Source organism: Hyphomonas sp. UBA4494 (assembly GCF_002388935.1).
Lineage (GTDB): Bacteria > Pseudomonadota > Alphaproteobacteria > Caulobacterales > Hyphomonadaceae > Hyphomonas.
Genome location: NZ_DGNK01000032.1, coordinates 187,928 through 200,453, shown reverse-complemented (window position 1 = coordinate 200,453; position 12,526 = coordinate 187,928). Strand labels below are relative to the sequence as shown.

Here is a 12,526-nt window from a genome sequence, read left to right as displayed (position 1 = left end):
CGCAAGGTCACTTTGCCGTTATTTATCATCCAAACAGGCTGACCGCACCGAGCATCACGGCGCCTATCAGACCGCTGACCCAGGCTGTTCCTATGATCAGGCCGCCAATCACCATCAAGCCGTCTTTCTGCATGAGACCAAAAGACGCTATGGCCACGGCAAAGCCCGGCACCGTGTTGGTCATCGGCAACGGCACGAGGATTGACGCGCAGAATATGCATAGAAACAGGCCAATGACGGGTTCCGACCGCTTGCCGGTAATTACGGTCAGGCGCGGGCGTACAATGTGCTCGATCCAGCCGAGCCATTTGCGGCCGCCAGACGCCATCTGGGTAAGGCCCTTGCGATCAATGTGGCGATTGGCGAGCTTGTCCGGCATCCAGGGCTGCTCGCGGCCCATCGCCATTTGGGCCGCTAGGGCCATCATGGGCAAGGATACGACCTGCGGCACCCCATAAAGAAACGGAATGCAACAAGGAAGGGCAAGCAGGAACAGGCCAGCGCCAAATGCACTTTCATCCAGCTGATCAAAGATTTCCCGCAGCGAGAACCCGTTCTCGGGCGCACCTGCGGCAAGCGCTTCGATGGTCTGTAACAGGGTTTTTTCGGTCGGAATCTCGGTGGAAGACATGCCTAAGCTGTTAGATGTCTTTGATCGCTACGTCGAGTAGATTGACAGGAGGCCCAGCTATGCGGCAGGAGAAGCGCTCCCTGCAAAGGGCCTCTGTGGCGGAACTGGTAGACGCGACGGATTCAAAATCCGTTTCTGGTGACAGAGTGCCGGTTCGAGTCCGGCCAGAGGTACCAATTGCATAGGACGCGCGCTTATCCTTTTATGGGTAACTGGTCTGGCTTGCGAACATCACATTTTGACAGCGATCCTAAAATTTCTCTGTGAACGAAATTCGCTTGGTTCCAACGCAAGATGACGGGTGCTCACTCGACTGAGGGCGGTCCATCGCAAACCGTAGTAAATTCTACAGCATGCGGTCCTGATCCGGTGTTCGGCGCTTTGCTGAAACGATCGGATTCTGGGGCAATCAAAACATGAGCAACCTCGTCCCGCGCGAATGCCGATCTCTCGCCAGACCGCCTGATTAACCTGACGATCATCTGTTTTTGCAATCAATTGCAGACGCTGGATTAAACCTGAATCCAGCGTGGAGGACATGCGATCATGAAACTTGGAACGCTATTCTTGCGGCTCACGCTGGAGCGCCGCGCGTGCGCCGCGACGTGCGAGCAAGCCGGCCTGAGAGTCGTGATACTTTCATGATCGAACTGGTGCTTCTCGACCAAGCGATTCCTGCCATGCCGTCGCCTGTTCAGACGGACCTTCGCAGCCTGTATGCGCAGGGCGTGGAAGCGAGGTTCGCCGGACGTTTCGAAGAGGCTCTTGGAGTGTTCGAAGCGTTGCTTGCCACAAATCCTGAAGACGTAGACTCCCGTTTGAACGCGGCACTCTGCCTGATCGCACTGGAACGCCTTGATGAGGCCGAAAGCGAACTCGAACACGTCATTGATCAAGCTCCCGACTATGTGGATGCCTATACCGCGCTGGCGCGCGTGCGCAGAATGAAGGGAGACGCACAAGGTTCCCATGAGTTTATCGACGCTGCAGAAACCTTGTCGTCCGATCATGCCGACTACGCTGCCATGCGCGAACAGGCATCCCGGCAGGATCGCAATCGTATTACGACGAATTTGACAGCAAGCCGCAGCAGTTTGACGAAGGACTTGCCGGACTGGACCAGCCTGTCCCCGGCAGTGGCAGTCCGAGTATCAGATACGCTTACACTCAGTGCCTCCGCGCTATACGCCGAGCGCTTCGACCGCTCGAACACGAATGTGCACATCGGCGCCGCAAAGCGTACGGGGTTCGGGCATGTCCGAATGGAAATCGGGGGAGGGACCAACACGACCTTCCTGCCCAACACCACAGTTCTCGTTGGCGCAGGTGTTGCCACGCACTATCCGGGCCTGGAACTCCTGTCGGACATCAGAACTTCAGAATACCAGAGCGGCCGGGTGACGTCCTTTCTTCCGGGCGCCCAGTACACTTTCGCTGGCGAGGCTGCGGAGATTGAAGTGCGGTACATCAACGTGCGAGACGAGAACGACCAGCATCGCTCAGGCTATCGTATGCGCTCGACTTTCAGGCCGGCAGGACCTTGGGCGGTGCATCTCTATTACGCCGACGCACCGGAAAGTTCTGATGGCGCAACAGTGGAAGTGCAGTCCTATGCGGCGGGACTGGAAATGCGCTTCGGTCGAACCACCGCGCTACGCCTGACGGCCGGCAAGGAACTTCGCACTGCCTACGATCGCACAGATATCTCCCTTTCGCTTGCGCGGAGTTTTTGAGGGTGAGTTATCTCATCCTGATATGGCAGATTGCATGCGTATTGGTGCTTGCGTCCCTACTGTGGATGATCACGCTGATACTTCTTCGGATTATCCGTACGCACAGGCAGTCACTCTACACAAAGCAACGCCAACAGATTCTGGAGGCAATGGCGCAAATCCTGTGGGATGAAAAGGGTGAGGCCGCGATTCCCGACGAGACTCTCTGGAAATCCCCCATGGTGCCGGAAGTCTTTCTTGAATTCGTTGCGCTGGTTCGAGGCGAAGAGCGCGACCGTCTCATCGCGCGGATGGTCCGGTACCGGGTGGACGATGAATTCCGCCGCCTCTTGCGACATCGGTTCAGATTTGTCCGGCACGCTGCCGTTGAGGCACTGGCCTATTTTCCCGGCCTGCCAACGGCCAAAGCTGTGGACTCGCTGGTGGAGCGGTCAGCAAACCGTGACCTTCGCATCGCTGGAATACGAACGCTGGTTGCCGTTGGTGCCTATCCAACAGTGCCGGATGTCATGCGTGAATTCTCGAAACTGAACGGTAGCACGCGTAGCCTGCAATCGGTTCTGTCGAAACTGGCGCTGCACCGTTCAAGGGACATCCTGGAATACCTCGGACGGCCCGGAGTTCCGGACCTCGAACGCGCGGCCTTGTTGTCCGCCCTGGGCGGCAGTGCGGATTACTCAGTCCTTAATATTCTCGAAGCGGCGCTCTCCAGCGATGTGCCCCTGATCCGTGTCGCGGCACTCGACGGACTTGCAAGTCTGGAACACCCGGACGCTGCTCCGGCCATTGCCAGTTGCCTGAAGGATACCGACTGGAGTGTGCGCGCTGGCGCGGTGAAGGCACTTTGTGAGATATCCTATGATACGTACGCGGCCCAGGTCGCAGACTTGCTTTCCGATCCCGTGTGGCTGGTCCAGTTTGAAGCGGCGCAAGCTCTGGCCGACATGGGGGCGTCGGGTCGAGAGCTGCTGGAAGTGTCGGCTATAACAAAGGGCAATGAAAGTGCGAACCGTACCGCAGCCCTGGCGCTTGCGGAGCTGAGTGCGATGGAGGCTGTCCAGTGATGGAATCCGTTTTCATCGTAGCGAAGTATGTGGGGCTGGTGGTTATCTTTGCCGGTGTTGTCCAGTACACAAATTATTTCATCCAATTGCTGTTAGCTGCGTTCCAGCTGGCCAAATCGGGGCGTGCCGCGAAGGCTGACGCCCTCTGGCGCCGCTACTCGGATTCGGCGCCGCCCATCGCGATTCTCGTACCAGCCTACAACGAAGAGAAAACTATTGTTGAAAGCCTTTCATCGCTGATGGCTATTCAGTATCCGAATTATGAGGTCATCATCATAAATGACGGAAGTTCGGATGCCACGCTGGAGGTTCTGAAAGATGCGTTCGATCTTGTAGAAACTTCGCGCCTTTACTCCCCTTTGGCGCCGCACCAACCCATCAAGACGATTTACCGGTCGCAACATCAAAAGCGTCTTGTCGTGATCGACAAGGCAAATGGTGGAAAAGCCGATGCGCTGAACGCAGGTATCAACGTGTCCCGAGCACCTTTGTTTTGCTGCGTTGATGCAGATTCCGTTTTGGAGCCGGATGCGTTGTTGCGCACCGTGAAGCCGTTCATGGAAGACCCAGAGCGGACGATTGCGGTGGGGGGGACTGTCCGGATCGCCAATGGCAGTGTCATCCGGAACGGTCAGATACTGAAGGTGCAGTTGCCCAAGAAGATGCTCCCGCTCCTGCAGACGGTCGAATACCTGCGCGCCTTTCTGATGACCCGAATCGCTTGGAGCCGACTGAATACGGTGCTCATCATTTCAGGGGCCTTTGGCTTGTTCCGGCGCGACGCCGTCCTGAAGGTTGGCGGTTATAGTCTCGGGACGGTCGGTGAAGACATGGAGTTGGTGGTCAAACTGCACAGAGCCCTCATAGAGCAAAAACAGGATTATCGTATCCGGTTCATCCCGGAGCCGGTCTGCTGGACCGAGGCGCCCGAGACTCTAAGCGTTCTGCGCAATCAACGGGCCCGTTGGCAGCGTGGTACACTGGAAACATTCGAGCGTCACGGCATGATGGCGCTCAATCCACGCTATGGATTGGTGGGTGTCCTGGGTTTCGGAAATGTGCTGATCACAGACGTAATTGGACCAATCGTGGATGCTATCGGGTTCATCCTGTTTCCGATATTGGCATTTACGGGCTCGCTTCCACTCGACTACTTCCTCGCCTATATCGCAGTGACGTCAGGCTTTGGATTGGCCATTTCCGTGGGTTCTCTTGCACTGGAAGAAGCGCAGCTGCGCCGTGTGCCCAAGGCATCTGACCTGGCGCTCTTGACGGCAATCTGTGTGTTGGAAAATCTTGGATACCGCCAGCTGAACAGCTTGTGGCGCGTTCAGGGGTGGGTTCAGTATCTCAAGAGAAGCGGCTCCTGGGGCGTGATGACCCGGAAGGGGTTCACGGCAAGTTGATCGCTTGGGGGAGGTCGCACCTGCAAGAGCTGCAAAATGACCCGAGATAGATCAAATTCAATATAGTTCGTTTGACGGATGTTTATCGTAATTTGGCACACTGAGCTGAGTAAAAACCTCGCTTGCAGAAGGACTCTTGCAAATGTCCAATAAAATTCTAGTCGCAGATGATGATCGCTTGTTGCGCGGACTGCTCGAGCACAAGCTCGCGGTTGCCGGATTTGAAGTCGATATCGCGGAAGACGGCGGTGCAGCCCTCGAACTCGCGCGCACCATGAAGTATGACCTGATGGTGCTTGATGCGATGATGCCCGTGATGGATGGGTTTGAAGTCCTGCGTCGACTGAAGAATGATCCCGATACGGCCAGCTTGCCGGTGGTGATGCTAACAGCTCGTCGCGGCGAGCATGATGTTCTGGATGCACTGGAGCGGGGTGCCGCTGAGTACCTGACCAAGCCTTTCATTCCGGACGAACTGGTTCTGCGTATCCGCAAGCGTATCAAGGACGAGCGCGCCCGTTCGGACGCGTCTGATCTCCAGCAGGAAGTTCCGACGGAACGCTTCGCGTAGGTCCGACGAACCGTCCCGAGCGAACGCTTATCGGTCCGTTGAAGGCATGTTCATCGTAATTGAGAGTTCTGTGCCAGCTGCAGCAATGTAGACGGACCCCGGTGAAAAGCTGACGCCATCAGGGAGCGGGGATTGGGGTATCCAGTCCATATCCAGATCCAGGCGAAGACCCTGTATGGGCAATTCGCTGTCCACCGTGATAACCATCTCGTCTTCAAAGATACGGGCGTCGACCGATACGCCATCGCGCATGGTCCACCAATCGCCAAATTGCTGCAGTGTCCCGAACCAGGCGAAACGCTTCAGTTCAGGAACCACGGCGTTGAGGAATTCGATTTTTTCTTTCGTGACGTTGGGATGGATCAGCACGACATAGCAGCCCCCATATTCGGCGAGCCGCTTGGCGAGGTCCACGGCCGGTTCCTCCCGCAAGTTCATGTGCGGTGGAATTTCGTCTTCGATGGCGATGGGGAACTGGAAAACGTCTGTTGCGCTGTCGTAGCCCCTGCTGAAATTCATGCGGTAGGGCAAATGCGTCAGAACATTTCCCGATGTGGCACTGGAGGCGTATTTGTACCCGCTCGCGTCCAAGGCTTCAGGAAGGCGCGCCGGTGTGGCGAGGTAGCCTGGACGAAACGATACCACTTCTGTTTCCGTGACCTGTTCCAGCAGATACTTGCTCACGCGCAGTTCGCCCAGAATTGAAGCATTCCAGGTTCTGCCTTCATTCAATACGCGGGGCTGGTAGTCAGGAAAGCGCTCGGATCCCTCGCCAAGCGGCATGTCCGAAAAAGTCTTTGCATGGGTCACCGAATGGCTGGCGACCTCCATTCCGGACTCGTTTAGATGCTGTACAATGGGCAGCGTAAAATCATTGAAGAACGCCTTGTCGTTGTAGTCGTCGAAATACTTCGTCTGAATGAAGAAGGTTCCCGGAATTCCGAGCTCTGACAGGAGGTCGCTGAATGCCCTCGTATTGGTCATGGAGTTCGAATAATCGATGTCGAAGGATATGACGACGGCGAGATCTCGCCCTTCCGGCGCGGAGTGAAGCGTGATCGCGGCCGGTTCACTTTGAGTGTAGACGGATTTTATCCATCGCAACCATGTGTCGACAGATGGCTCATAGGCGTTCGCGTAATTTCTCGACACGCCACCATTGCGCCCGTTCGCGGACTTCAGGATGAAGAAGCCTAGATCAAAGCCGATAGCATAAGCTTGTCCACCCTGTTTGGAGGCGTGCGCCACCATAGCTGCGGATCCATCATCGTAGGTGGCCAGAATATTTGTCGCGCCAACGAACGCTTGGGTGCCGATGCGGTGTAGGTCCGTATCAGGGTTTCCAATCCTGACGGTCCTTTCTGCTGGCCGGTCGATAAAGGACAAGGTGGGGTGAGATCCGGAAAAGCGAATCTCCGAATGGTCACGGGATTCTTCGATGCGGTCGAAGCCAAACACGCCTTGCAATCCTCCGCCAAGGATTTGCGTCGCGATCAACGTGCCGCCGGATTCCACGTGCTGGGCGAGGGTCTCCAAGTCTTCGGCATCCAGCAGGCGACCTGAAATTGCTGGGTACGCGAGCACGACCTTGTGTTGGACAGCCGCTTTGGTGTTTCGCGTGATCAAGAAGGGGACACCGATGCTTTTCAACCCTTCAGCCAGTCCGAGCCAGGAGGAATCTTCATCGGTCAGCAGGATGGCGAGTCGCGATTCCGATCCATCGGCGTGAACTGACCAACTGGACGATTGACCATCCGCAATGATGCTATCTGCGGTGGGACCATTCAGACCTGCAAGTCCCTCGAGCGATGGGCGCCGCACATATGTGACGATGCTTATGGTGATCGCCGCAATTATCAGGGCAGAAATCAGGACTGCGACGCGTTTGTTCCAGAACATCCATTTGTGCCTGTTGAGAGGGTTTCATCCCCAGAAACCGTGAAACCACCTATATTTCGTGAACGCGTTGAATAGTGAGTCCTAATACTCGTATTTCTCGATGTGAGTCAGCTTGAGCGTATAGGCGGCGTCCGCCAGTTCGCTCTCCTGCGTCTCGGCGGTTAGGATGCCTTCAACCCAGACGGCCTGCGCCAGATCTTTCAACAGGATGGGCTCGTCCGTCGTTACGAATACGGTTTGATTTGGTGGCGGGGGTGGGGCGTGGATGCAGGCGCCGAAATAGGGGACCATAAGGAATTCGGTCACTTCGGCTTTTGAGCCATATTCAAACGGCACGGTATAGCCCGGCAACCTGATCGATTTGCCGTTGAGTTCCTTGACGGTGTTGAACGTGCCGATCTGCACCATGGCGTCCGCAGCCGATCCTTCTGCTACGCCTCCGCCACCATAGAGCATCGACATCTGGCTCTGGTACATCTGGGCGAGACGTTCTTCTTCGCCTTCCGGCATCAAGTCTTCCCAGCCGATCTCGGTCACGCCGCGCGCTTCGGCCTCGGATTTTTTGCGGGCCTGATCTGCGGCGCGCGCGGCAATCGTTGCTTCGCGTTTGGCTTTGCGCTCAGCTTCGCTTTCGCCAATCTTGTCGCCAACTTGTGGGGCCGTGGCATCTGGTCTGGCTTCAGCAGGTGCGGGTTCGGCTGGCGTATCTGCTTCACTGCAGGCTGCCAGTAAGCCCGTCATGAGGGCGGCGGTCAGGAGGGGAGAGAGTTTTTTCATGATGCCAATCTAGGATGTGCGGGGTGACCCCGCCAGTGGGTGTGAGCGGTTAGAGCCGAAGGGATAATCCATCGGCCAGCGACCTGCGGAACGCCATCCAGGCGGGTATCGCCCCGGCGACCAGGGCGGCGCCCGTGACCGCCAGCAGTGTATACAGGTCGATCAGGCTGGGCCCGGTGCCAATTAGGGATATGCCGTAATGCGCTGAAACAAGCGGACCGATCACTGCCAGCAGCCCATGGATGAGAAGAATGCCTAGCAATGCGCCAAGGAGGCCCACCAACCCTGCTTCAAGCACCAACAGCGTGAAGATGTGACCGGGTCGAGCACCGACCGCACGAAGGATCGACATTTCGCGTCGCCGCTCGTTGAGGCTGGTGAGGATGGAGATCAAAATCGAAACCACGCCCACCGCGATTACGAATATCGAGACGGCCAGCAATGCCCGTTCGGCAATTGCGGTCACACTCCATAGTTCCGCGAGCGCCTGTGATGGAATGATCGCCATCAATGGCTCGCCCTTGTTGGTGTTGATCTCGCGGCGTGTGGTCAAGATGGTGCCTTTACGTTTCAGGCCGAGATAGATCGCCGTGACAGTCTTGGGTGTGAGATCGAAGGACCGCACGGTCTCTTCGGAAATACTGTCGGCTAGCGGATTCTTTGCGCCGGTTTCCCAGCCGACATGGATGGCGGTGATGGCTTCCAGTGAGACATGTACCGTCTGGTCCACCGGCGTACCAGTCGGGGCAAGAATGCCAACAACCCGGAACGGGCGGTTTTCATGACTTGAGCCGAAGTCGGCTTGGCCCAGCCCATGCGACAGGACCATGGGGCTATTGATCGAATACCCCAGTTCGCGAGCCACATCGGCGCCGATGACCGCATCGAACAGATCGTCAAACGGTTCGCCCTGCGCGATCACCAGGTCCTGATTGCGGCCAAACTTGTAGCGGTCAAAATATTCGGGCGTTGTGCCCATGACGCGGAATCCGCGATGGCTGTCTCCGAGGGAGATGGGAACAGCCCAGTCTATATCCGGCCGCGTGGCGATCTCCTGATAGGTCGGCCACGAAATTTCTGCTGTCGCGCTGCCCATTCGAAAGACCGAATAAAGCAGCAAGTTCACGCTGCCGGTAGGTGCGCCGACAATCAGTTCGGTGCCAGAGATAGTGTTACCGAAGCCTTCGCGGGCGCCTGTGCGGGCTTTGTCTACGCCCAGAAAAAGTGCCACCGACAAGGCAACTGCCAACAGGGTGAGCAAAACAGATCCCTTGCGGTTCATGAGGCTCTGCCAGGCGAGAGACAGGATCGCGCTCATGCTGACACTCCCGCGCGATTTATCTCGCCGAGGTCTACCGCCCGGTCGAAATGTGTGGCGAGCCCGGCATCGTGGCTGACGAAGAGAAGTGCTGCGCCTGTGCGCCGCGCTTCCTCGCTCAGCAGATCAATGAATTGATCACGGGCATCCGCATCAAGCGCTGAGGTCGGTTCGTCAGCGATCACGATTTCGGGGCCGCCGATCAGGGCTCGTGCGGCAGCGACACGTTGCTGCTGACCGACAGAAAGGTCAGAGACGCGGCGTGCCAGTAGAGTCTCGTCCGTCAGGCCCAGCCGCGAAAGCAACCGTCGGGCTTCATCGTCTTCGTTACCGTTGATTGCTGCGCGGCGCTTGGGAGAGAAACGTAGAGGCAGCGTGACATTCCCGATGACGGAGAGATAAGGCACGAGATTGAACATCTGGAAAATCACACCGAGATGGTCCGCCCTCAGGCGGTCCCGCGCTGCGGGTTCCAAGGTCGCCAGATCCTGTCCGAGAACGATGACCTCACCAGAGCCCGCCTCCAGCACACCAGCGATGATGCCGAGAAGGGTGGATTTTCCAGAGCCGGATGCTCCGCGCAGAAACAAGCGCTCGCCCGCCTTCAATTGGAAGTCTGAAATGTCGAGGACCTCATTGCCTGGCGTCCAGGCAAAGGAAAGATTCGAAATAGAGACAATCGGTTCTGCCATGTCAGGATCCGAAGGGCAGGAAAGGGCTGTCCGGTGTGAGTGACGCAGAATTGGATTCCCCTTCTTCACCAAGATAGATGGCGTCGACGTCCTCAAAGGCGGGATAGTGTTCAAAGCCGGTGAACATGAGGCCATCCAGCTGGCTGGGGCGCTTGCAATCCCAGACTATGGACAGGGTGAGTGCAGCATGATCGCCCGATCGGCGCACTTCTGCAGAGCGCTCGACAAGGTCGCAGCGCGCATTGCCCATGAGTTCTGTCAGGCCCTCGGCATACTTTTCAAGCTCGGTGGATTTCTTCTTCGTATTTTCCGATAGGCCGTAATTTACGAGCGGGGCGTCAACGGTGATCGTGACGAAACTGGTGTCGAGCGCAACGGCCAACTCTGCAGCGCCGTGTACATGGGCTTCGCCGCCAGCATATTCACCATGGTCCTCGTCATGACTATCATCGTCACGGTGCTCTGCCGTATGAGCCGAGTACTCCATATCTGACGCAGGAGGAGTGGATTCGACCGTCGGTGGAGGCTCCACTGCAGCCGGTTCAGGTTCGTATGGCACTTCTGCGCTACAGGCGACGCACAGCGTCAAACCGGCACCCGCCAGAAGCATTTTTGCGCCACGGCCCCATGATCGGTCTATCATATCGCTCCCATTGCCCCGATTGGGGAATTCAGTGTTTTCGGAAAATCTGCTCGCAAGCTGAATAATGATACCATATAACACTTCTTCGCAAGGCCGCAGGACGCGGTTATAGACCGCACCTGACTGTTAACGGACCGGCTTACCGCTTTCCATGTTTGAATCCATGCAGGCCCCTTTGTTTTTCGGCTTGATCGCGGCCTTTGTGACCACGGTCGGCCTCATCGCTGTGGCGATGCGGGGCGATTGGAGTGCGCGGTTCTCTGCCGTCATGGGCCTCGCGGCGGCGGGCATGCTCGTCACGCTCAGCCTGTTGCACATTGCGCCGGAAGCCTTTGCCGAAAGTTCTCAGGCGCCATACTTCATGCTGGGCGGATTCCTTGGCGGGCTGATACTTAATTACGGCCTCAACACATTCTTCCCGGAAAGCGTGAATGGCGGCCGGATGGCGGCTGTCACCCCCATAATCGCGATTGCCATCCATTCCTTTATCGACGGCGTCATCTATTCGGTGACCTTTGCCGCGAGCTTTTCCGCAGGTGTCTATGCGGCGGTCTCGCTGATCCTGCATGAGTTTCCGGAAGGTGTGATCGCGTTCGCGATCCTGCGCAGGCACAATTTTTCGAACCGGCAATCCTTCCTGTGGGCCTTCCTGGCTGCGTCCGCCACGACCCCGCTGGGCGTGATTATGTCGTCGCCCTTCATGTATTTCCTTGGCAGCGAGGCGGTTGGCGCTCTGTTCGCGGCCTCTGCCGGCCTGCTCCTCTACGTTGCGACCGGCCCCTTGATGGCTCCGATGAAGGAGGAGCCGCCGCTGCGCAGCCTGTTGGCACTGTCGGCCGGTGTCGCCATAGCGCTCGTGCTGTCCTTCCTGCCGGTACATGACCATGATGATGACCATCACGAGGCCATCCGTATGGAAGCGCCGCATCCGCTGCCGGACGAGATTTGATGCGGCATCGGCTCATCGCCTTTCTGGCATGCTGTCTGATAGCCTGCCTTGCTGTCACATCTGCGCCGCAAGTGGCGTTCGCCCACCCGGAAGATGAGCTTTGCCTGCCGGGGGGAGGGATGGACCCCGCTTTGTGCCGGGAGCTTCAGGAACTGGACAGGGCTGGCGACGCAACTGAAACAGGAGACGACGTTCCGGGCAGCGAGGTTGAACTCCACAGATCCTGGATCGAGACGGCGATCTTCTATGTTCGGATCGGCTTCGAGCACATCCTGCCAATGGGGGTGGACCATATCCTGTTCGTCCTGGCGCTTTTCCTGTCCAGTCGGCGGATAAAGCCGCTGCTCTGGCAAATCTCTGCCTTCACGCTGGCGCACACATCCACGCTCGGCCTTGCTGCTGCCGGGGTGATCGCGCCTCCGGCAAGTATCGTCGAGCCACTGATTGCGCTGACAATCGCCTGGGCCGCGCTTGAGAACATCCTGTTCAAGGAACCAAGCGCCTGGCGTCCGGCACTCGTATTCGGCTTTGGCCTGATCCACGGCATGGGTTTCGCCGGTGCGTTTGGGGGTCTTGGCCTGCCACCGGGGATCTTCTGGCCAGCTTTGATCGGATTCAATGTCGGCGTTGAGATCGGCCAGCTCGCCGTTATCGGCATGGCGCTTGCAGTGGCCGTTGTCATCAGGGGCGCCCTGAAGCAGGCCGGCCGGCCAGACCTCTACCGGCCAGTTCTGGTATGGCCGGTATCGGCGGCCATCGGAGCAATTGGGCTCTGGTGGGCAATCGAGCGGACCTTCCTTAACTCTTAGCCTGGCAAAGTGCGCTTCGACTCGGAACGGAACG

12 protein-coding genes and 1 tRNA gene are annotated in these 12,526 nt (G+C 57.5%); 7 read left to right on the top strand and 6 right to left on the bottom strand.

Annotation, left to right across the window (positions count from 1 at the left end):
- Window positions 1-25 precede the first annotated feature (25 nt).
- The gene (locus tag B2P82_RS13120; protein ID WP_290497411.1) at window positions 26-631 is read right to left on the bottom strand and encodes an exopolysaccharide biosynthesis protein; all 606 of its coding nucleotides are present in this window, start codon (window positions 629-631) and stop codon (window positions 26-28) included.
- A gap of 89 nt (window positions 632-720) precedes the next feature.
- Here B2P82_RS13120 and B2P82_RS13115 point away from each other — a divergent pair.
- From B2P82_RS13115 to B2P82_RS13095, 5 genes are all read left to right on the top strand, one after another.
- Window positions 721-807, top strand: a tRNA-Leu gene (locus tag B2P82_RS13115).
- A gap of 465 nt (window positions 808-1,272) precedes the next feature.
- The gene (locus B2P82_RS13110) at window positions 1,273-2,364 is read left to right on the top strand and encodes a YaiO family outer membrane beta-barrel protein (RefSeq protein WP_290497409.1); all 1,092 of its coding nucleotides are present in this window, start codon (window positions 1,273-1,275) and stop codon (window positions 2,362-2,364) included.
- Between the two features lie 2 nt (window positions 2,365-2,366).
- Window positions 2,367-3,428 (top strand): HEAT repeat domain-containing protein, encoded by a 1,062-nt coding sequence (locus tag B2P82_RS13105; RefSeq protein WP_290497406.1) that lies wholly within the window; start codon window positions 2,367-2,369, stop codon window positions 3,426-3,428.
- A complete protein-coding gene (locus B2P82_RS13100; RefSeq protein WP_290497465.1) occupies window positions 3,428-4,834 on the top strand; it encodes a glycosyltransferase family 2 protein in 1,407 nt (468 codons plus the stop codon). The genes B2P82_RS13105 and B2P82_RS13100 overlap by 1 nt, the downstream gene beginning before the upstream one ends.
- 142 nt (window positions 4,835-4,976) lie before the next feature.
- Window positions 4,977-5,405 carry a response regulator gene (locus B2P82_RS13095; protein WP_290497405.1) on the top strand — a complete coding sequence of 143 codons (429 nt, stop codon included), beginning with the start codon at window positions 4,977-4,979 and terminating at the stop codon, window positions 5,403-5,405.
- Between the two features lie 27 nt (window positions 5,406-5,432).
- Here the strand turns inward: B2P82_RS13095 and B2P82_RS13090 are convergent, their stop codons facing one another.
- From B2P82_RS13090 to B2P82_RS13070, 5 genes are all read right to left on the bottom strand, one after another.
- Window positions 5,433-7,304 carry a polysaccharide deacetylase family protein gene (locus B2P82_RS13090; RefSeq protein WP_290497404.1) on the bottom strand — a complete coding sequence of 624 codons (1,872 nt, stop codon included), beginning with the start codon at window positions 7,302-7,304 and terminating at the stop codon, window positions 5,433-5,435.
- An 81-nt stretch (window positions 7,305-7,385) separates the two neighbouring features.
- Window positions 7,386-8,081 (bottom strand): DUF3299 domain-containing protein, encoded by a 696-nt coding sequence (locus tag B2P82_RS13085; protein WP_290480059.1) that lies wholly within the window; start codon window positions 8,079-8,081, stop codon window positions 7,386-7,388.
- A 49-nt stretch (window positions 8,082-8,130) separates the two neighbouring features.
- Window positions 8,131-9,399: an ABC transporter permease gene (locus B2P82_RS13080; protein ID WP_290497402.1), complete on the bottom strand. Its 1,269-nt coding sequence runs from the start codon at window positions 9,397-9,399 to the stop codon at window positions 8,131-8,133.
- On the bottom strand, window positions 9,396-10,091 hold the full coding sequence (locus B2P82_RS13075) for an ABC transporter ATP-binding protein (protein ID WP_206991470.1): 696 nt from the start codon (window positions 10,089-10,091) through the stop codon (window positions 9,396-9,398). The genes B2P82_RS13080 and B2P82_RS13075 overlap by 4 nt, the downstream gene beginning before the upstream one ends.
- Before the next feature lies 1 nt (window position 10,092).
- A complete protein-coding gene (locus tag B2P82_RS13070) occupies window positions 10,093-10,734 on the bottom strand; it encodes a ZrgA family zinc uptake protein (protein WP_290497401.1) in 642 nt (213 codons plus the stop codon).
- Between the two features lie 151 nt (window positions 10,735-10,885).
- Between B2P82_RS13070 and B2P82_RS13065 the strand changes: the two genes are divergently transcribed.
- Together B2P82_RS13065 and B2P82_RS13060 are read left to right on the top strand one after the other, a co-directional pair.
- Window positions 10,886-11,683, top strand: a complete 798-nt coding sequence (locus B2P82_RS13065) for a ZIP family metal transporter (RefSeq protein WP_206991468.1) — start codon at window positions 10,886-10,888, stop codon at window positions 11,681-11,683.
- Window positions 11,683-12,492, top strand: coding sequence for a HupE/UreJ family protein (locus B2P82_RS13060; protein WP_290497400.1), 810 nt, complete (start codon window positions 11,683-11,685; stop codon window positions 12,490-12,492). The genes B2P82_RS13065 and B2P82_RS13060 overlap by 1 nt, the downstream gene beginning before the upstream one ends.
- Window positions 12,493-12,526: the final 34 nt, after the last annotated feature.

Coding starts and splice junctions, on each gene's coding strand:
- B2P82_RS13120 (WP_290497411.1), bottom strand. CDS start 631: ATGTCTTCCACCGAGATTCCGACCGAAAAAACCCTGTTACAGACCATC.
- B2P82_RS13110 (WP_290497409.1), top strand. CDS start 1,273: ATGATCGAACTGGTGCTTCTCGACCAAGCGATTCCTGCCATGCCGTCG.
- B2P82_RS13100 (WP_290497465.1), top strand. CDS start 3,428: ATGGAATCCGTTTTCATCGTAGCGAAGTATGTGGGGCTGGTGGTTATC.
- B2P82_RS13095 (WP_290497405.1), top strand. CDS start 4,977: ATGTCCAATAAAATTCTAGTCGCAGATGATGATCGCTTGTTGCGCGGA.
- B2P82_RS13090 (WP_290497404.1), bottom strand. CDS start 7,304: ATGTTCTGGAACAAACGCGTCGCAGTCCTGATTTCTGCCCTGATAATT.
- B2P82_RS13085 (WP_290480059.1), bottom strand. CDS start 8,081: ATGAAAAAACTCTCTCCCCTCCTGACCGCCGCCCTCATGACGGGCTTA.
- B2P82_RS13080 (WP_290497402.1), bottom strand. CDS start 9,399: ATGAGCGCGATCCTGTCTCTCGCCTGGCAGAGCCTCATGAACCGCAAG.
- B2P82_RS13075 (WP_206991470.1), bottom strand. CDS start 10,091: ATGGCAGAACCGATTGTCTCTATTTCGAATCTTTCCTTTGCCTGGACG.
- B2P82_RS13070 (WP_290497401.1), bottom strand. CDS start 10,734: ATGATAGACCGATCATGGGGCCGTGGCGCAAAAATGCTTCTGGCGGGT.
- B2P82_RS13065 (WP_206991468.1), top strand. CDS start 10,886: ATGTTTGAATCCATGCAGGCCCCTTTGTTTTTCGGCTTGATCGCGGCC.
- B2P82_RS13060 (WP_290497400.1), top strand. CDS start 11,683: ATGCGGCATCGGCTCATCGCCTTTCTGGCATGCTGTCTGATAGCCTGC.